The sequence below is a fragment of the Boseongicola sp. genome (genome assembly GCA_014075275.1).
Taxonomy (GTDB): Bacteria; Pseudomonadota; Alphaproteobacteria; order Rhodobacterales; family Rhodobacteraceae.
Genome location: CP046179.1, coordinates 1,521,873 through 1,541,324, shown reverse-complemented (window position 1 = coordinate 1,541,324; position 19,452 = coordinate 1,521,873). Strand labels below are relative to the sequence as shown.

17 protein-coding genes are annotated in these 19,452 nt (G+C 55.0%); 10 read left to right on the top strand and 7 right to left on the bottom strand.

From position 1 onward, the window contains the following. Window positions 1-296 precede the first annotated feature (296 nt). The 3 genes from GKR98_07755 to GKR98_07745 all read right to left on the bottom strand — a co-directional run bounded on the left by GKR98_07755 (window position 297) and on the right by GKR98_07745 (window position 4,012). Window positions 297-1,781, bottom strand: a complete 1,485-nt coding sequence (locus tag GKR98_07755) for an inorganic phosphate transporter (GenBank protein ID QMU58098.1) — start codon at window positions 1,779-1,781, stop codon at window positions 297-299. An 84-nt stretch (window positions 1,782-1,865) separates the two neighbouring features. Next, window positions 1,866-2,279, bottom strand: coding sequence for an NUDIX domain-containing protein (locus GKR98_07750; GenBank protein QMU60019.1), 414 nt, complete (start codon window positions 2,277-2,279; stop codon window positions 1,866-1,868). Window positions 2,280-2,671: 392 nt separating this feature from the next. Next, a complete protein-coding gene (locus GKR98_07745) occupies window positions 2,672-4,012 on the bottom strand; it encodes a hypothetical protein (GenBank protein QMU58097.1) in 1,341 nt (446 codons plus the stop codon). Window positions 4,013-4,161: 149 nt separating this feature from the next. Between GKR98_07745 and GKR98_07740 the strand changes: the two genes are divergently transcribed. Then, window positions 4,162-4,341, top strand: a complete 180-nt coding sequence (locus tag GKR98_07740) for a hypothetical protein (protein ID QMU58096.1) — start codon at window positions 4,162-4,164, stop codon at window positions 4,339-4,341. A gap of 128 nt (window positions 4,342-4,469) precedes the next feature. Here the strand turns inward: GKR98_07740 and gatB are convergent, their stop codons facing one another. Next, window positions 4,470-5,981, bottom strand: coding sequence for an Asp-tRNA(Asn)/Glu-tRNA(Gln) amidotransferase subunit GatB (gatB, locus tag GKR98_07735; protein QMU58095.1), 1,512 nt, complete (start codon window positions 5,979-5,981; stop codon window positions 4,470-4,472). 185 nt (window positions 5,982-6,166) lie between these two features. On the opposite strand from gatB, the gene GKR98_07730 reads away from it, so the two are divergent. Next, entirely contained in the window at window positions 6,167-6,637 is a 471-nt protein-coding gene (locus GKR98_07730) for a hypothetical protein (protein ID QMU58094.1), read from the top strand. Between the two features lie 33 nt (window positions 6,638-6,670). Here the strand turns inward: GKR98_07730 and GKR98_07725 are convergent, their stop codons facing one another. Continuing rightward, a complete protein-coding gene (locus GKR98_07725) occupies window positions 6,671-7,207 on the bottom strand; it encodes a hypothetical protein (GenBank protein ID QMU58093.1) in 537 nt (178 codons plus the stop codon). A 258-nt stretch (window positions 7,208-7,465) separates the two neighbouring features. Beyond that, the gene (locus tag GKR98_07720) at window positions 7,466-8,389 is read right to left on the bottom strand and encodes a LysR family transcriptional regulator (protein ID QMU58092.1); all 924 of its coding nucleotides are present in this window, start codon (window positions 8,387-8,389) and stop codon (window positions 7,466-7,468) included. A gap of 105 nt (window positions 8,390-8,494) precedes the next feature. Between GKR98_07720 and proX the strand changes: the two genes are divergently transcribed. From proX to GKR98_07695, 5 genes are all read left to right on the top strand, one after another. Next, window positions 8,495-9,448, top strand: coding sequence for a glycine betaine/L-proline ABC transporter substrate-binding protein ProX (gene proX / locus GKR98_07715; GenBank protein QMU58091.1), 954 nt, complete (start codon window positions 8,495-8,497; stop codon window positions 9,446-9,448). A gap of 58 nt (window positions 9,449-9,506) precedes the next feature. Continuing rightward, on the top strand, window positions 9,507-10,517 hold the full coding sequence (locus GKR98_07710) for a betaine/proline/choline family ABC transporter ATP-binding protein (protein ID QMU58090.1): 1,011 nt from the start codon (window positions 9,507-9,509) through the stop codon (window positions 10,515-10,517). 66 nt (window positions 10,518-10,583) lie between these two features. Further along, on the top strand, window positions 10,584-11,444 hold the full coding sequence (locus GKR98_07705) for an ABC transporter permease subunit (GenBank protein QMU60018.1): 861 nt from the start codon (window positions 10,584-10,586) through the stop codon (window positions 11,442-11,444). 3 nt (window positions 11,445-11,447) lie between these two features. Next, window positions 11,448-13,046: a choline-sulfatase gene (gene betC, locus GKR98_07700; GenBank protein QMU58089.1), complete on the top strand. Its 1,599-nt coding sequence runs from the start codon at window positions 11,448-11,450 to the stop codon at window positions 13,044-13,046. A gap of 34 nt (window positions 13,047-13,080) precedes the next feature. Further along, window positions 13,081-14,463, top strand: a complete 1,383-nt coding sequence (locus GKR98_07695) for a transposase (GenBank protein QMU58088.1) — start codon at window positions 13,081-13,083, stop codon at window positions 14,461-14,463. 318 nt (window positions 14,464-14,781) lie between these two features. On the opposite strand, the gene GKR98_07690 is transcribed toward GKR98_07695, so the two are convergent. Next, complete coding sequence (locus GKR98_07690; protein ID QMU58087.1) at window positions 14,782-15,591, bottom strand: SDR family oxidoreductase; 810 nt, start codon at window positions 15,589-15,591, stop codon at window positions 14,782-14,784. A gap of 188 nt (window positions 15,592-15,779) precedes the next feature. On the opposite strand from GKR98_07690, the gene GKR98_07685 reads away from it, so the two are divergent. The 3 genes from GKR98_07685 to GKR98_07675 all read left to right on the top strand — a co-directional run bounded on the left by GKR98_07685 (window position 15,780) and on the right by GKR98_07675 (window position 19,447). Beyond that, complete coding sequence (locus tag GKR98_07685; protein ID QMU58086.1) at window positions 15,780-16,808, top strand: substrate-binding domain-containing protein; 1,029 nt, start codon at window positions 15,780-15,782, stop codon at window positions 16,806-16,808. Window positions 16,809-16,916: 108 nt separating this feature from the next. Continuing rightward, window positions 16,917-18,437 carry an ATP-binding cassette domain-containing protein gene (locus tag GKR98_07680; GenBank protein ID QMU58085.1) on the top strand — a complete coding sequence of 507 codons (1,521 nt, stop codon included), beginning with the start codon at window positions 16,917-16,919 and terminating at the stop codon, window positions 18,435-18,437. Next, a complete protein-coding gene (locus GKR98_07675) occupies window positions 18,434-19,447 on the top strand; it encodes a hypothetical protein (protein QMU58084.1) in 1,014 nt (337 codons plus the stop codon). The genes GKR98_07680 and GKR98_07675 overlap by 4 nt, the downstream gene beginning before the upstream one ends. The last annotated feature ends 5 nt before the right edge of the window (window positions 19,448-19,452 follow it).

The following is a 19,452-nucleotide window of genomic DNA, read 5'->3' as shown; positions in this document are numbered from 1 at the left end:
CATTTCATGAAGGGCGAATCGCTGATTTCAGGTAAACACCAGAGCCTGCGACGTGAGGCGATATCGAGGACTGGAATGATCATTTTGGGAAAGGAACGGATTTCGCCCCGCAATCCGGGGTGCGAAGTGCCTTCGCATGCCTTCGGCGAGGATATTTATTGGGCCGATAATGGGGTGGGGCTGAATTAAGCAGAGCGGGTCGAAAGAACACGTCCGGTCATGACCGGACGGCCCCGGTTATCGAAGACAGTGAGCAATGCCATTTCAGCCTAAGAGATTGCTGCGCTGTCGATTTACTAGCTAGAGACTGCAGAGATGCCAAAGAAGATGATGGATGACAGAAGGGCGGCGGCGGGGACGGTGATCAGCCAGGCCGCAATAATTGTCATGAAGTGAGAGCGGCGCACCAGTTTGCGGCGGCGGCGTTCCTCGGGGGCGAGTTTTGGGCGATCTGGCACGGCCATGCGGGCGGCGCGCAGGCGACGCTCGGCGTCCCATTCGCGGAAGAAGCCGACGCCGAACACGCCGCCAACCGCGATATGTGTGGAGCTGACGGGCAGACCCAGCCAGCTTGCCACGATAACCGTGATGGCGGCCGAGAGTGCCACGCAGTAGGCCCGCATCGGGTTCAGTTTGGTGATCTGATTGCCGACCATGCGGATCAGTTTCGGGCCGAACAGGAAGAGACCGAACGAGATCCCGAGCGCGCCGATCACCATGACCCAAAGCGGGATCGAAACAGCGTCGGTGAAGCTGCCGCTGGAGGAGGTTTGCACGATGGCGGCGAGGGGGCCAACGGCATTCGCCACGTCATTGGCACCGTGTGCGAAGCTGAGGAGCGCCGCCGAGACGATAAGCGGGATGCCGAACAGCACCTTCAGCGAGCGGTTGCGGTTTTCCAGGCCTTCGGATTGTTTTTTGATCACCGGGATCATGGCGAGCCAGATCAGAATGCCGATGGCGAGGCCGATCATGAGGGCCGATGACATGTCGATCTTTATGATCTTTTTCAGGCCCTTCAGCGCGAGGTAGGCGGCAAATGCTCCGGCCATGATCCCCACCAGAACCGGCACCCATATGCGCGCGGCGGCGATTTTGTCGGCCTGATAGATGATGCGGGCTTTGATGAACCACAGGAAACCAGCGGCAATCAGGCCACCCAGGACCGGGGAGATGACCCAGCTTGCGGCGATCGCGCCCATGGTGCCCCAACTGACGGCGGCAAACCCGGCGGCCGCGATGCCAGCGCCAAGCACGCCGCCAACGACCGAATGTGTGGTCGAGACGGGTGCGCCAACCCAGGTCGCGAGATTGACCCAAACCGCTGCGGACAAAAGTGCTGCCATCATCGCCCAGATAAAGGTCGCTGAGTTTTGCATACTTTCCGGGGCTATGATGCCTTTGGCGATGGTCGAGACCACGTCGCCGCCTGCCAAAAGCGCGCCTGCGCTTTCAAAAATCGCGGCGATTGCAATGGCCCCGCCCATGGTCAGCGCGTTCGCCCCGACCGCTGGACCCATGTTGTTGGCAACGTCATTGGCACCGATGTTCAGGGCCATGTAAGCGCCAAAGACGGCGGCGATGACGACGATATAACTATTGCTGGTCTGGCCGAAGAGAATTGCAGCCGCCAATCCGGCAAGTATTATGAAAACCAGCGCAATGCCGGAACCGACAACCGGGCGGCCCGCATAGCTGGTTGCCCGTTCAAGGTTTGAATATCGACCGAGATCCCGATCCAGCGTTTCGCGGTGGCGCGCTTCTAAGTCCCGATCTGCCATGGCTTCCCCCAAAGTCACTTGGACGACTGCCTAGGGGGGATTTCTGATCAGTTCAACATCAGAATTTCGGTGTCGGGATAAGTGTCACAAATTCCGCAGGATCGACTTCAGTTCTGGCTCGTTCACCAGATTTGCAGCCTCTTCGGGATCAACCCATTTCCGTTTACGCTCGTGTGCTTCGGGAAAATCGTCGGCCAATGTGTCGACGGCGACCGGGTAGACCAGTGTTTCCACCGGCAAGGGCCAGCCTGTGGATTGGATTTTGTCGTAGCTGTAAGAGCCGATGGTGTCGCCGTGTTCCGGTTCGGCGACAACGCCTGCTTCTTCCCATGCCTCTTTTATGGCGGCCTCGCGAGTTGTAAGCCCTTGTTCTGGCCAGCCTTTCGGGATGATCCAGCGGCCGGTGTCGCGGCTGGTGATGAGGAGGACCTGGGTTTTGTTGTCGCTGACTTTGTAGCAAAGCGCTGCGACTTGCAGGTGTTTGGGTCGTTGGAGCATGGGGTGGAGGTAATCCTGCCATGCGGTTTTAAGCTGATGTATCACTGCGAAGCCCGCCGGAATTTTATTATTATATGAGTCAATAGGTTGCAGGGTTTTGTTCAATCCGCAAGGTGGGGCACGGGAATGTGAGCCGGGGTGTGGTTTCTGGGTTTGCCGGTGGTGGGATTTGGGGTGGTCTTGTCGGGGCGATTTGGGCGTTGGGTGGGCAAAATGGGCCTGTCTGTATCGCGTCGGTATGACGTCGGTATTACGTCGGTGGACCCGACCGCATGGGTAGGGGGGTGTTAAGGAGTTGGAGAGGGTTGCGCGGTGGTGGTCGGGGTGCGGAGTGCCTCCGCATGCCTTCGGCGAGGATATTTCCTGGGCCGATAATGGGGCGGGGGGGTGCGTTAGTTTAGGGCGTCGAGTGCGGATTGGATGAGGTCGCGGAGGCGGGTGGCTTTGGCGTGGTTGAAGCTCATGTGTTCGGGGTCATAGACGGTCAGGGCTGCGACAACGTGGTCGAGGGCGGCGTTCAGGTGAGGTGTTGGGTCTTCGGTGGCGTCCTGGTCGGCCAGTGAGAGTTCGGCCAGCGCCAAATTAAATTGAGTCATGGCCCAATCCACCGGATGGTCGTCGCGGGTACGGACCTCTAGCGCAGCGCGATAGGCGTTGACGGCTTGGGCGAGGAGGCGGGTGCTGTCTTCGCCTTCGGTGCGGGTGGCCTGATTTTTGAGGGCGACGGCGAGGTTGTTTTGGGTCATGGCCCAGTCCACCGGATGATCGTCGCGGGTGTAGACTTTTAGGGCGGCGCGGTAAGCACTATGTGACATTTCAGAGTGAAAGGACGACTTCGCACCAGTGCAGGTCTGACTCCTCTCATTGTGTGCCAAACCAAGCCAGTTTTTCGCGTCGGCCCAAGCCTTCGGTGTACTAGTACGTAATTCATCCGTAACGACAGGCTCGACGATTTGCAGTGCGCAACGAAACCCCGCGCCTCCGTATCTCGACGCGCGGTCAAACAGCATTTTTGAGTATTTATAGATCCGGAGATGTTGTTGAGCGCTTCGATCTATGATTGCAAAGCTATCGGCGGCGGCACAAAGAAGGTCATAAGCATGTCTGACTTTTCCTCTTAGAAGTGCCGCGGCAGCTTGCGCCTCCATAAGTTGGGCGTTGATTTCCAATGGTTCGCGGAGTTGCTCGGTAACGATCTCCCGGGCGTTGCTGAGCAATTCTTCGGCTTCCTCGATTTCGAAATTGTCCAGCGCAGCCATTGCGGCACCGTGCAAGTTGTCGAGGCGCTTTGACAGGCCCTTTAGATCATTGATCTCTTTTCGAAGCGCGCGGAAGTCTTCGGCGCATTTCGTGAGCATATCTCGCAGATCGCGATCTGATAGTGCGTGTGGGTTTTCAATCTCAAACCGGCTTGAAAGCAATTCAAGCTGATCGCGGTCCAGCGCGGTGAGGTTTGAGAGTTGTTCACTGGGGGAGAGCTGAACGCGGCGATGGAGCGCTTCGAGGTCGTCTTCGGTAATGCCGAGTGCATCGGACAGGCGTTTGATGGTTTGCGTGATTGGGTTCGGGACTTTTCCGTTTTCCAGTTTTGAGATGTCGCCTTTGCGTTTTTCGGCCTCTTCGGGCGGCAGATTCGGGTAGAGAGCGCAAGCAAGCTGGGCCTGGGTCATGCGCATTTCGGCGCGTTTTCTTTTGATCAGCCGCCCGAAGGCCGCCCCGAATGTGTCTTGCACTCTAACTCTCTCTAACTTTCTTAAAACTCATCCTAACTTTGGCTCTAACTTCTGGCGGGCTGAAAATTGTTTTCAAACAGATAGTTATGAACTGCGCTTCGAGGAAGCGTAACAGAGCGCTCTGTTCAAACTCAAGTGGAGAAATTCCGATGTTTGAACAGCTGAATGAGAAGATGAAGGTGATTTGTAAGGGTATGTGGTGCCACCGGTTTGCCTATGCCGGGTTGGCGGCGGCCTATGGGGCCGGGTGTCTGGGTGTGATCGACAAAGAGACGGTCGCGCAGATTGTGACCGGGCTTTATGTGGCGATGGTCGCGCAGGGGCATTGAGGGGGTGCGTGTGGGGCGGGGTGACTCCCGCCCTACGGGGGTGTGATGGTGGTTTGGCGTCAGGCATCTAGGGGGTGCGCACGCGATTGCGCTTTGCGCATTCGCTGCCGCGCACTGAGCCCAAAAGCCTACGAAGATAGTTTCTTTGAAACTATTTCGTTGACGGCCTTTGGATTGGCTTTACCGCCCGTCGCCTTCATCACCTGACCCACGAACCAGCCCGCCAGTTTGGGGTTCTGTTTGGCCTTTTCGACCTGGGCCGGGTTGTCGGCGATGATCTGGTCTACGGCGGCCTCAATCGCGTCGGTATCCGTCACCTGCTTCATGCCGCGGGCCTCGACGATTTCTGCCGGGTCGCCGCCTGTCGTCCAGACGATTTCGAACAGGTCTTTGGCGATCTTGCCCGAGATGTCGCCCTTGGTGATCAGTTCGACAATGCCGCCCAGTTGCGTGGCCGAGACGGGGCTTTCGGTGATCGCCTGATCCTCTTTCTTCAGGCGGCCGAACAACTCGTTGATCACCCAGTTGGCGGCGAGTTTGCCGTCGCGGCCTTTGGCCACTTCTTCGAAGTAGGCGGCGTTTTCGACCTCGGCGGTCAGGACGGAGGCGTCGTAGTCGGTCATGCCGTAGTCCGCCACGAAACGCGCTTTCTTGGCGTCAGGCAGTTCGGGCAGACCAGCTTCGTTGTCGTCGACCCAACCCTGTTCGATCTCAAGCGGCATCAGGTCGGGGCAGGGGAAATAGCGGTAGTCGTGCGCTTCTTCCTTGGAGCGCATCGAGCGGGTTTCGCCTTTGTCGGGGTCGTAGAGGCGGGTTTCCTGCGTGACCTCTTTGCCGTCTTCAAGCAGGGCGATCTGGCGGCGGGCTTCGACGTCGATGGCTTGCTGGATGAAGCGCATGGAGTTCATGTTCTTGATCTCGCAACGGGTGCCGAGGTGGGCGAAATCCTGGGAAGCCTGATAGCGTTCGTAATCGCCGGGGCGACAGACCGACACGTTGACGTCGGCGCGCATATTGCCGTTTTGCATGTTGCCGTCACAGGTGCCCAGGTATTGCAGGATTTGGCGCAGTTTGGCGACGTAGGCGGCGGCTTCTTCCGGGCCGCGGATATCGGGGCGGCTGACGATCTCCATCAGGGCGACGCCGGTGCGGTTCAGATCGACGAAGGACATATGTGGATCCATGTCGTGGATGGATTTGCCAGCGTCCTGTTCCAGATGGATGCGTTCGACGCGCACAAGGCGGGCGACGCCTGCTTCGAGTTCCACCAGCACTTCGCCTTCGCCGACGATGGGATGGTAAAGCTGGCTGATCTGATAGCCTTGGGGCAAGTCGGGGTAAAAGTAGTTTTTGCGGTCGAAGGCAGAGCGCAGGTTGATCTCGGCCTTCAGGCCAAGACCGGTGCGCACGGCCTGTTCGACGCAGTATTCGTTGATGACGGGCAACATGCCGGGCATGGCGGCGTCAACGAAGGCGACGTTGGAGTTTGGTTCGGCCCCGAAGGTGGTGGATGCGCCAGAGAACAGCTTGGCTTTCGAGGCGACCTGAGCGTGAACTTCCAGCCCGATCACAAGTTCCCAATCCCCGGTTGCCCCGGCGATGACTTTTGGCTTTGGCGTTTCGTATGTCAGGTCCAGCATTTGGCGCGCCTCTTCGGTATCCAACCCGTCTCATAAGGTGGGTGTGGGCAGGGGGCAAGACGGGCGCGCGTTCAAAGGTGATATCCGGGGGCAATCCTTCTTGATTTCAAGTGCCTTGCATTGATCACGGCAAAAACGCAGGAATTCTGGAAGACGATTGGACAAATTCATTGGAGGCTTCTTTTATGGTGGAGCTACGACTGACGGCCGTGCTGCTTGCAATATCGGCGCCTGCTTTTGCCGAGACATACGAGGTCAATTCAGTTGCCTTTGGCGTGGCGTCGAATTTCTTTGATCCGTTATCAGAGAACCTGATCGTTTTCAGAACCGAGACGAAATACGACCGCTTCGAAGTTGCGGACGCGGGGCGGCTTGAGATGGAAGCCATCCATTGTTTCGGAAGCTTTGTGATTGTGCGCGGCAAGACATCCGGCGGCGGGAATTGCACGATCACTGACGTGAATGGAGATCGGGTGCTGCAACGCTGGAGCATTGATGATGTGGCGCTGGGCAAGGGGTTTGGCACTTGGAGCTATATTGGCGGCACTGGCGCGCATGAAGGCATCTCGGGGCGCGGGTATTACGTGAACGAAGAAATCGCGCGCACGGGTGAAGTGAAAAACACGATCCATGGCACGGTCACCTGGCCAGAGTAGGCCCGACTTTGCCGCGATACAGGTCCGCCAACGTCAGACTTTGAAAATCTGTTTGATCTCGTCCAGAGCTTCGATCTGTTTTTTGCTTGGCTCTGTGCCCGATTGTTTGGCGATGTGGGAAATGACCCCCATGGCCGAAACCAACCCTTCCGGGCCAGCCAGCCGGTGTAATTTGCGCGACAGTCGCGAAATGGCGGGATCAGGGCCCTGACATTCCTGCACGAACCAATTGCCGAGAACAGAAAGTTCTTCAGCTTCTTTCATCGACACGTCTAACTCTGATTGCAGCCCGACGATCAGACCCTGCCGTGCCTCTTCAGTTGGGAATTCATCGAGACCAAGATAGGCCGATGCCAGGCCTGCGACGGCAAGGGGAGGTTCTTCGATACATTCGACCGGGTGCTTATTGGCCTGACGGCGAAACCCGAAGCGGCGTGCGGCACCAAGGGCGGTTTGCGCCATATCCGCCATTTCGCCCGCAATGTAGACGGTATTCTGGGCGCGAACGAAGAAATAATAGATGCCGACCAAAAGGCCGATGAGGCCGATGAGGCCGATAATAATGTGCATAATCAATGACTCCACTTTGAATGAGGGTGGCATAGCGGGGAATTCTGGCGATTTTATGGGGCGGCACGGGCGATATCGGTTCAAATCGAACGGAATGGGAAACTTTTACAGTTTCCGAATTGATTGAGCTGAAAGAAATCGGGTGGTTTGGGTGGCGAGGGTGGTTTGTATGTATTCGGCTGCTTTGCGGGACGAAGCGGACTCTCGCCTTTTGAGTGTGAATGACTGCTTTTCGCTTGGTGAACCAAATGGTCGAATTTAGTGATTTTGTGACGCAAGGCTCTCGGGCGCATTCCAAATCTTTTCTTTCAGCCAAGACCGAAAAACTCGGGCCGGTCGGTGTTGCTCTGTTGCATAGAGGAAGTACATTTCTCGCTGCAATGGCGGTACCCCAGGCATTTTTTGCAGTTCGCCGTTTTCGAGATAGGTGTCCACCAGCGGGTGACCGGCCAATGCAATACCCTGACCTTCGATCGCAGCTTGCAACATGTTAATGTATGTATTCACATGCACGCCGGATCGTTCTTCCGGTGCGGGAAGACCCTGCGACTCGAACCAAAACTCCCATCGCGCCTCGCGACGGTACCGCCCCGATAGATATAGCAGTCTTTCGTTAAGCAACGCTTCTGCGTTTCTCAGGTCAGTCTGGGCATTGTAGTTAGGACTAAAGACCGGAAAAATTGCTTCTTGCATGATCGGTTCCCACCCAGGACCTTGCGGGACCGTCGGGCCATACCGTATTGCAACGTCGATACCCTCGGTGCCAATGTCCAAATACCTGTCGGAGGCCACCAGATTGATCTCGATGTCTGGATGTTGGGCACCAAAATCGATCAAACGGGGCATCAACCAATAGGTTGCGAAGGCTGAAGTCACTGTGATCGTTAGCCGTGTGTCCGATTTGTTCGCACGCTGTTGTTCCATGGCCTCTTCAATGGTTTGCATCGCTGGGTTCACCATTTCTGCAAAGGCGCTCCCGCTGCGCGTCAGCGCGACTTTCCGGTGATTGCGTGAAAATAAGCGTGTGTTAAGCGCCTGTTCAAGCTCTGCAATTTGGCGGCTGACGGCCACGCGAGAAATTCCCAGCTCAACTGCTGCCTTCGTAAAGTTTTCTGAAACAGAAGCCGCACGAAATGTTACGATGTTCCTTAGTAAATGAACATCTTTGCGCAGGTTATCCATAACGATCTGGTTATCACTGTGATACGGAATTTGCAACTATACGGAGACGACGCTCTGCGTATTCTATCGTTAAAAACACATTATCAAATCTCAGGGAGTCTAGACATGAATCGATTGATAGCCACATCAGCCCTTGCCGCACTGGCGTTGACTACGTCCGTTTCCGCTCAGGAAATGCCTGGCAAAGGCATTGAAATAAACCCGATCAAGGGCTCGCCTGCGAATGCTTGGTTCCAGCACATGGTGGTTCAACTTGGCCTCGAAGCGCTTGGCTACGAAGTTGAAGAAACCCGCGAAGCGGATTTCCCAGCCTTGCATCTTGCGGTGTCTTCGAGGGATGCGGACTATACGGTCAATCATTGGCGGCCACTTCACAACGATTTCTTTGATAAGTCCGGTGGCGATGGCACGATGGTCCGCAGCCACGCTGTGATCACGGGTGCTGGTCAAGGTTACTACATCGACAAGAAGACCGCTGACGCGAATGGAATTACCAACCTAGGACAACTGGCTGACCCCGCCGTTGCTGCGCTGTTTGACGGCGACGATGATGGCCTAGCCAACCTCTCAGGCTGTAACCCTGGTTGGGGATGCGAATTGAAGATCGAAGAGCATCTTGACGCTTATGAACTGCGCGATGTGGTTGAGCATGATCAAGGTAGCTATTTTGCGATCATGGCCGACACGATCACGCGCTACAATGAAGGCGGATCAATCCTGTACTACACTTGGACTCCTAACTGGATCAGTGACGTATTGGTCCCCGCCACAGATGTCGTGCAGATTGGCGTACCCTCTAACGGGGATGCTATGGATCCGGGATTTGCAGTGAACGATGTCTATGTCGTCGCGAACAAGGACTTCATGGAAGATAACCCAGCTGCTGCAAAATTCCTCAGCACAGTGGAAATTCCAATCTCGGCAGTGAATGCGGCGCAGGTCAAGCTTCGTGATGGCGAAGACACCGTTGAGGATTTCCGCCGTCATGCTGAAGACTGGGTTGCCGCAAATCAAAGCCAGTTTGATGCACGGGTCGCCGAAGCGGCGGCCGCTAACTAAACTCCCTGTGGACAGGGGCACCCAACTTTGGTGCCCCTTTTTTCGAATCGAGGGTGCAATGAGCGACGTTCAAATCGAATGCCGTAATCTGTGGAAGATCTACGGCGCACGCGCGGATGAGGCTTTGAAGGCCGTACAGTCCGAAGGCCTGAGCAAAGATGATGTTCGCGACAAGTATGGTTGCGTATTGGGTGTAAGAGACGCAAGCTTCAGCGTTGGCAAAGGAAAAATCTTCTGCATCATGGGTCTGTCAGGTTCGGGCAAATCCACTTTGGTGCGCCATATCAACCGCCTGATTGAACCGACTGCGGGCGAAATTCATGTTGCCGGCCAACGTGTCGACACAATGAATGAACCGTCGTTGCTAAAACTGCGTTCTGAGACGATTGGAATGGTCTTTCAGCACATGGCCCTATGGCCGCATCGAACGTTGTCGGAAAACGTGGCTTTTGGCTTGGAAGTGCGCAACGTTCCCCAGGCAAAGTGCCGCGAAGCAGCTGAAATTGCATTGTCTTCTATGGACCTGACCGGCTGGGAAGATCACTATCCAGACCAACTGTCTGGAGGGATGCAGCAACGCGTCGGCCTTGCAAGGGCGCTGGCGGCAGATCCGGATATTTTGCTTATGGATGAACCGTTTTCAGCGCTTGATCCTTTAATCCGGCGCCAGTTGCAAGATCAGTTCCTCGCGCTTTCCGAGAAAGTTCAAAAAACAACCGTGTTCATCACGCATGACCTTGATGAAGCGATCCGCATGGGCGACCAGATTGCGATCATGAATGATGGGGTTATCGTGCAGATCGGAACGCCTGAAGAAATAGTTACCAACCCCAAGGACGACTATGTTGCTGAGTTTGTCAAAGGCATCAGCCGGGTCAATCTGGTGCGGGCCGAGACAATTATGTCCGCGATGGACGGGCGCGACGTCACATCAAAGACAGTGCCCTTGGGCAGCGAATTGGGCGAAATCATGGATCAGTTCATGGAAGACCAGTCTCCCGTGACTGTCGTGAATCCCGAAGGCGACGCTGTCGGCCACATCACTATAACGGACGCATTGCGCGGATAGGAGGCGATCATGGATCTGTAGAATATCTTTGACAAGGAATGGGTGCCCGTTGGAGCATGGGTAGAGATGTTGCTGCAATGGGTCGTCGAAAACTTTCGGTTTGTTTTTCAGGCAATAAAAGTGCCCTTCGACATCGTTCTGTCCGGGCTGGAGGACGCACTGACCGGGACGCCTGATCTAGTAATGCTGGCCATCATCGTACTGATAGCCTGGCAAGCAGGTGGGCGACGACTTGCTGCGGTGTCTGCCGCATCCATGCTGGCCATCGGTTTGATGGGCGCGTGGGAAGAAAGCATGGTGACCCTTTCAATCGTCCTGACATGTGTCATCTTCTGTTCCATGATCGGCATCCCGTTGGGGATTATGGCGGCGCGCAACGATAGGTTCTGGACCATCCTGCAGCCACTTCTCGATCTGATGCAAACGATCCCGTCATTCGTTTACCTTGTGCCAATTGTGATGCTTTTTTCCATTGGTAATGTGTCCGGCGTGATCGTGACCTTTATCTACGCATTGCCACCAGTTGTGCGTCTCAGCAATCTTGGCATCCGACAGGTGCGTGGAGATATGGTTGAAGCCGCGCGGGCCTTTGGTGCCAGCAAACGGCAAACGCTGATTAAGGTTGAACTGCCGCTGGCGATGCCAACCATTATGGCAGGTGTAAACCAGACTATCATGATGGCGCTGTCGATGGTTGTTGTCGCGTCAATGATCTCAGTTACCGGGCTTGGCCAGATGGTGTTGCGCGGCATTGGACGCCTTGACATGGGGCTTGCAACTGTGGGCGGTCTAGGCATTGTGTTCCTCGCGATCGTTATCGACCGGGTCAGCCAAAGCTTCGGCACATCCGCACGCGATCGGGGCCACAAAAAATGGTACGAAACAGGACCGGTTGGAGCGGTACGCACGTTGATGGGCAAGGTGTAAGCGATGGAGTCACAGCCCAACATCCTTTTCATTCAGGTCGATCAGTTAACGGCGTCGTCATTGAGCAGCTACGGCAGTGAAGTCTGCCATGCGCCGAACCTTGATCGCCTTGCCAATACGGGCACGGTTTTCGAGACCGCCTATTGCAATTTCCCGCTATGCGCACCATCGCGATTTTCCATGGCAGCGGGCCAGTTGTGTTCAACCATTGGTGCCTATGACAACGCAGCAGAGATGCCGGCTTCAGTTCCGACTTACGCGCACTACCTTCGCGCTGCCGGATATCAAACGGCCCTTTCCGGCAAGATGCATTTCATCGGTCCTGACCAGTACCACGGCTTTGAAAAACGGCTGACAGCCGATCTTTACCCGGCGGACTTCAGTTGGGTCCCAAATTGGGGGGATGAAGGCAAGCGCGACACAAACGATGACCGCAGTGTGTTGGTTTCTGGCGTCTGTGAGCGCTCTGTTCAGATCGATTTCGACGAGATGGTAACCGCAAACGCGATCCAGCACCTCTATGATCTGGCTCGGTCAAACGACGAACGCCCCTTCTTTTTGCAGGTCTCCTATACACATCCACATGAACCCTATCTATGCCGCAAGGAATACTGGGACCTCTACGAAGATGTTGACATCCCTTTGCCCAGCGTTCCGGCTATGTCTTCAAATGAACACGACGTTCATTCGCAGCGGCTTTTGAGCGACTTTGCGATGCTGGATAAACGCTTCTCGGATGAAGACATCGCCCGCGCGCGGCGTGCGTACTACGGCTCAATCAGCTATATCGATGCGATGGTAGGGCGTGTTCTGGATGTGCTGGCCGCAACTGGTAAAGCCGACAAGACAGCGATTGTTTTCACATCCGATCATGGCGAAATGCTGGGCGAGCGGGGTATGTGGTTCAAAAAACACTTCTTCGAACCAGCACTGCGCATCCCACTGATTATGAAGGTGCCGGGCCAGGCTGCAAAACGGGTCGGAACGCCTGTATCGCTTGTCGATTTATTGCCGACCTTTATGGGGCTGGCACAAGGCAGCGGTTGGGAAAGCGGAGTTGAACAGTTGGAAGGCGATGACCTGACCGCACTTGCCACAGAAGCTGACGACCTGGCCAGACCAGTTTTCGCGGAATACCTTGCTGAAGCGACCCCTTCTCCGATCCTTATGATCCGGAAAGGGGATTACAAGTTCATTTGGTCAAAGGATGATCCGAGCCTTATGTTCGACCTGAGGACCGACCCGAATGAGTGCCACAACATTACCCAAGACCCCAAAAATGCAGACCAAGTATCTGACTTCATGCAGATGATTTCTGACAAATGGAACTATAATGATCTGAAAGACAAGATTGTCGAAAGCCAAAAACGCCGTCGATTGATCGTCGACGGATATGCAGATGGGCCTCGCCCTCGGTGGAACCACAGTGAGTCTGCGTCAGATAGAGTAATCTGGTACCGAGGCGAAGGTGGTTACAATGAGTGGGCGTTCTCCTTTTTGCCTGTGCAAATCAAAGATACCACTAGCTGCGATGCAGCGAACCGGTCGAAATGGGCTGATTTTGTTGAAAAACTCATGCTTGATCGTGGAATGAACTGCTGATTCAATTCATCGTACGGATAGGGAGGGTTTTGCGATGATGGGACCTAAGCAGGAAGCACAGGCGGCGTTGTTCTATGAGTTCTCGTTGGAGGATCATGTCCCTCAAGACCACCTTCTTCGGTTGATTGACCGGTTCGTTGACCTGAGCAGTATCCGGGCGCATCTGTCGGATTTCTATAGTCACACAGGCCGTCCATCCATTGATCCGGAACTGCTCATTCGGATGCTGTTGGTGGGGTATTGCTTTGGTATTCGGTCAGAACGCCGGCTCTGCGAAGAGGTTCATCTGAACCTCGCCTACCGCTGGTTTTGCCGGCTGAATTTGACCGACCAAGTTCCAGACCACTCGACCTTCTCGAAGAACCGCCATGGTCGGTTCCGTGAGAGCGATCTGCTGCGCCATGTGTTCGAGACCACGGTTGCACGCAGCATGGAAGAAGGACTGGTGGGCGGTCAGGGTTTTGCTGTTGATGCCAGTTTGATCAGTGCGGATGTTCAGAAGCAAAACTCCAGCAATCCCGAAGACTGGGCCGCCCGTGACATTGATCCCAATAACGCGCCGCGCGCAGTGCGCGAGTATCTCGACACCTTGGACGACGAGGCCTTTGGTGCAGCCTCCACGGTCAAGCCCAAGTTCATGGCCCATGCCGACCCCGCCAGCCAATGGACGGCTGCACGTAAAGGCCCGGCTTTCTTTGCGTATTCTACTAATTATCTGATCGATACCGATCACAGTATCATCATGGACGTAGATGCCAGTCGGTCCAACAAGACCGCTGAAATAAGTGCCATGCGCAAAATGCTCGATCGCACCGAAGAACGTTTTGGTGTGAAGTCCGATTGGATCGCTGCGGACACCGCATATGGATCAGAAGACAATCTTGTCTGGCTCGCATTGAAGCGCCAAATCCTTCCCTTCATTCCTGTCTTCGACAAAGGTGAGCGCACGGACGGAACGTTCTCACGATCCGACTTCACGTGGGACGATGAGAACGACCGCTATATCTGTCCGGGCGGCAAAGAGATGCGGCACACTTGGCGGACCTATTCTGACCCGGCTCGAAACGCGCCAAGCTGGAAAGCTCGCAAGTATCGAGCGCTGAAGTCCGATTGCACAGGATGCGAGCTGAAGGAAAAATGCTGCCCCAACGCCGAGGCCCGCGCCGTCCATCGCGAGAAATACGAAATCGTCCGGGACTTCGCCCGCCGATGCATGGCGTCAGAGTTCAATGTCACCGCACAGAAACGACGAAAGAAGGTCGAGATGCTCTTTGCACACCTCAAACGCATCCTTGGCCTCGGGCGGCTCCGATTACGTGGACCCTGCGGCGTCCAAGACGAGTTTACTCTCGCAGCAGCAGCCCAAAACCTCCGGAAACTAGCCAAACTCACGCCGATGGTGCCAGCCGCAGGATGACGCGGCGGTACCGCCTCAGACTGCCCAATAAAATATACGCCGTAACCATCCCCAAAGCACAAAACCAAACGACTTTTTCAACAAAATCGGCTCACTCCTGACCTTAGCTGCACATGGATTGAACGACAGGTACGGAAGTTTGCCGACATTCGCTGTGCGATGCACCAACTGGTAAATTGCGGGACGAAGCGGTCTTCTATGCATTTCAAATCAACGGCCGCTTCGCTTCTATTGACATGATCCCGAAAAAATATTCCGGGTCGTAAATTTCACCCAGTCCTCGTCAAAATTTGCCGACAAAAATCTATTTAGCAACGATCACTGCATGATCATCCCGCCGTCGATCATCACAAGTTGCCCCGTCATGTAATCGCTTTCGTCGGAACAAAGGAACGCGGCGGTTCCCTTTACGTCGTCGGGGTATGAATAGCGCTTCATCGTAATCATGGTTTCGGCGAGGTGGTCCATGGATTGGCCTTCCTCTTCGAACATTCCAATTTCGACCAAATCTTTGTCCAGCTGCTCCCACAGCTCGGTACGCACAACACCGGGGCCATAGCCATTGACTGTGATCTTGTGCGGCCAAAGCGCTTTTGCGCCGCCGATGATCATCGCAAGAGCGGCGTATTTCGAGCAGGAATAGGGGATCACATCCAGGAAAGCTGTACGCGATACGATCGAACCGACGTTGATAATTTTATATGGGTGATCTTCCATCGGGCCTTGGGCGATCATTTGGCGTGCGGCCTCTTGCATGCCAAACAGCATGCCTTTGGCGTTGATGTTCATGATCATGTCCCAGTTTTCTTCGTCAATATCCATGAACATGCGTGGTTTGTTGATGCCTGCGTTCATCAAGGCCACGTTGATTGAGCCGAATTCCTCGACCGTCGCCTGGACAGCGTCTGCATTGTCTTTGCGTTTGGTCACATCCATGGCCAAGGAAATGGCTTTGCCGCCGCCAGCGGCATTGATGCGCGCTGCAACTTCGTTGACGCCGTCCAAATTGACGTCGCCCAGGCAGACATTCGCCCCCTGCGCAGCGAAATATTCCGCATTGGTTGCGCCCATGCCCTGCGCCGCCCCTGTTATCATGATATTCTTGCCAGCCAGACGTTTCGGGTCCATGGGTTCCTCCGAGGATAAATTCTTACAGTCCTCAAAATCGTGCCGGGCGTGTCGACAGTATGGTATCGACAAAATGTCCAGATTGAATCCTGATTGTCCAAGATGGACGAAATCGATCTCTGAATCGTGGGCGCACTTTGAAACACAGAGGTGACGTTGAACAAGAAATGCGTCTTAGGGAGGATTCAATGATAAGATTTGGAAATGTACTTCGCGGTTTGGTGGCAGGCGCGCTTGCGCTCGGATTGACCGTTACGTCTGCGGTTGCTCAAGACAAAGGCTCGATCATTTCGTTCAACGGCCCTGCCGGGGAAGCCTATATCGGTAAGTTTATCAAAGGCATCAAGGCCACGGCGGAGTTGAAGGGCTTTGACATCAAAGTCTTCGAAAACCAGTTCAATCAAGCTGAACAGGACCAGCAGGTGCAACAGGTTTTGGCCGCGGGCCAACTGCCTGATGTGTTCATCTGGTGGCCTTCCGATGCTGTTGCGGGCCTTGGTTCACTTCGTGCGCTGGCAAAAACCGGCGTTCCGGTTCTGAAGATCAACCAACTGCCGAACGAACAGGATAAGCAATATATTTTCGGCTACGCGGGCCCAGATGATCGTCTGCGTGCACGGAACGCTGGCTATATGATGCGTGAAGCAGCGGCGGCCAAGAAGGCTGCAGGCGGCGAAGGCTTTAATGTTTTGGTTCTATCCTATCCTCACAGCTATGGCGGATATGGCCTGTCAATCAATGCGTTCAATGAAGCGATTGCAGGGTCTGATCTGACCATCATCGGAGACGTCGACGAAGGCTTCGGCCAGGCCAATGGTTATAAAGGTGCGGCAAAGATGATTGCGGCCCTTCAAGGTCAAAGCATCGATTTCGTCTATGGAATGGATGATGCCATCCTCACCGGAGGTATCAATGCCTTGGAAGAGGCCGGGCTGAAGATGGGCGAAGATGTGATCGCTGTTGGAACCGTTTGCAACGGAGACAAGCAATTGATCGAAGAAGGCAAGCAGTTTGGCACGACGTTGCAGTCACCGCTGCATGAAGGTCAGTTGGCGATCAAGCTGGTCGAGGAATACCTGGAAACAGGTGCATTGGCGCAATACATCAACTTTACGCCAAACCCATCCGTGACCAAAGACACCATCGAAACCACCGCCCTTCGCGGCTTTGATGGCAAACTTTACGGCATCGAAGAGCTGTGTTCTGGCGCCTGGTAAGGCGCGGAAACCGAGCGATGCAAATCGCCCCGTAAGCAAACACGCAGGGCGAGTTCGTCAGGAACTCGCCCTGTATGCTACACTGACACCAGCCCGTCGGGAAATTTCATGCAGCCGCTTCTGAAACTTTCGAACATCAACCGAAGCTATGGTGCAATCCAGGCCCTGAGTGGTGCAAGTTTTGAAATCGCATCCGGCGAAGTTATGGGGCTGGTTGGCGAAAATGGCGCCGGCAAGTCGACGATGGTGAAAATCATCGGCGGTTTCGATAACGGCTTCACTGGCGACTACCAAATGAACGGCGAAGCATTGCGTTTCACCACACCAACACAAGCCGAAAAAGCGGGCATCGCCATCGCCCAGCAAGAACTTAGCCTGATCCCGACGATGAGCATCGCCGAGAATATATTTCTGGCCGGTGAAGGCGTGCCAGTGATTTCGACACGCCGCGCTTTGGCCAGGAAGGCACTGCCCTTTCTGGAAGAAGTGGGGCTTGAACATATTGACCCATTGCGCGCCACAAATAGATTGTCTGTAGGCGAACAGCATTTGGTCGAGGTCGCCCGGCTTTTGGCGCATGATCCACAGGTTCTGATTTTGGACGAACCAACAGCGGCCTTAGGCGAAACCGATTCAATCCGCATTCTTGATATGGTCGCGCGTCTTCGCGAGCGCGGGAAATCGATCATTTACGTCAGTCATCGCATGGATGAGATTTTCAAGATTTGTGATCGGATCACCGTCTTGCGCGATGGCGAAAGTCAGGAGCCGCGCGCGGCAAAAGACCTGAATGTTGAAAAACTGGTAGAGCTGATGCTGGGCCGCGAGTTGGGCAATATGTTTCCGGAACGCGCGACGAAGCCCAAGGCCGAGCCCTTGATGCAAGTTCGCGATCTTTGGCCCGATGGTGTCTTGGAGCCGGTGAATTTTGACGTTTATCCCGGTGAGATCTTGGGGCTTGCAGGCCAGCTTGGCGCAGGAACCGCAGAGATACTGGCAGCAATGGCGGGTGCTGCAAATACGCGCGGCGGCAAGTTGATTTTTGAGGGTCGCGAGTTTCTGCCAAAACGTCCGCGCGAGGCAATCATGGCGGGGATCGGTTACTGCTCGGAAGACCGAAAACATGACGGGCTTTTCCTGGGGCGACCGATTATGGAAAATTTGACTGCGCCCGCATTAAAGCGTGTCTCAAACGCGGGCTTCTTGTCGTCTGCACAGGAACTTGATCTGGCAGCAGATACGGCCACGAAGTTTACGGTCGATCCCGACCGGCTTCCCCAAGAAGCGGGTGTCTTAAGCGGCGGCAATCAACAAAAAGTTGCGCTTGGGAAATGGCTTTCCATTGAACCAAAGATCATCTTGGTGAACGAACCGACGCGTGGTGTGGACGTTGGTGCCCGCGCTGAGATTTACCAAAAACTGCGGGGCTTGGCCGACCAAGGGGCGGCAATCGTCGTGGCTTCGACCGACTTCTATGAAATCACCAACCTGCCCGACCGAATTGTCAGTTTCTATCGCGGCATTCAGGTGGGTGAAATTGCGCTGGAAGATATGAGTTCGGCCAGAATCCTTGAACAGATCACCGATCCGTTCAACGAAACCGGGCTTCATGGAAAGGACGTGGCATGAGCGCGGATGCAAATGTGCCCGGTCTGGGAATTATCGGGCGCTTAAGCCGGGATTATTCCCCGTTGGTCATTGGGCTGGTTGCTGCGTTTCTTGCGATCCTGATTTTCGGGGCCATAACGGCTCCGAACTTTCTGACGCTGTTTAACTTCAAAACCATCATCCGCGATGCGGCTTTGGTTGGCATCATGGCAATCGGGCTGACCTTTGTCACATTGTCCGGAAATTTCTTCCTGCTCTCGATGAAAGAAACCGCCGCCTTGGCAATCATCGCTTTTGCGACCGGCATGTCCGCAGGATACGGCTTTGAAATTTCGTTTCTGGTCACAATGGTCATCGCCGTTGCGGCGGGCGCATTGCAGGGGTTTTTGATTGGCCTTGGCGGCAACCCGATTGTGGTGACGCTTGGCGCGGCTGGCCTGTTTTTCGGGATCGGCAGTTGGTGGTCGGACAACCTGGTCGTGTCTTTCCGCAGACCCCACGGGGCCGAATGGCTTGGCACCGGCTCATTTCTTGGCCTGCCAAATATCACCATCGCTTTCATCCTCATCGCAATCACCGCCGAGATTGTTCTGCGAAAAACAGCCTTTGGGCGTCAGGTATATTTGGTCGGTGCGAACCGTGCGGCGGGCAAGGCAACGGGCCATGAAAACTTCGGCATGGCAATCAAAGTGTGTTCAATCGCCTCGGTTTGCGCCGCCTTCGTGGCCATCGCCTTTTCAGCCCAGGTTTCCAGCGCCCACGTCAATTATTTCTCGTCCGAGTTCGGGTCGTCAGGCGATATGACGATCATGGTCATCGCCACCGTAATGGTGGGCGGTAATTCGATTATGGGCGGATATGGATCGACTTTGCGATCTTCCCTTGGTGCTATCTTCATTTCAACAATCGACAACATGATGGTGCTTCACGGTTTCAATTCGGGTCCACGCGTGCTGGCTGTTGGATTGATGATCGTATTCTCAATCATCGTTTTCGCGCTTGTCCGGCGCGGTAGCCGGGCAGTGGAATAGGAGCG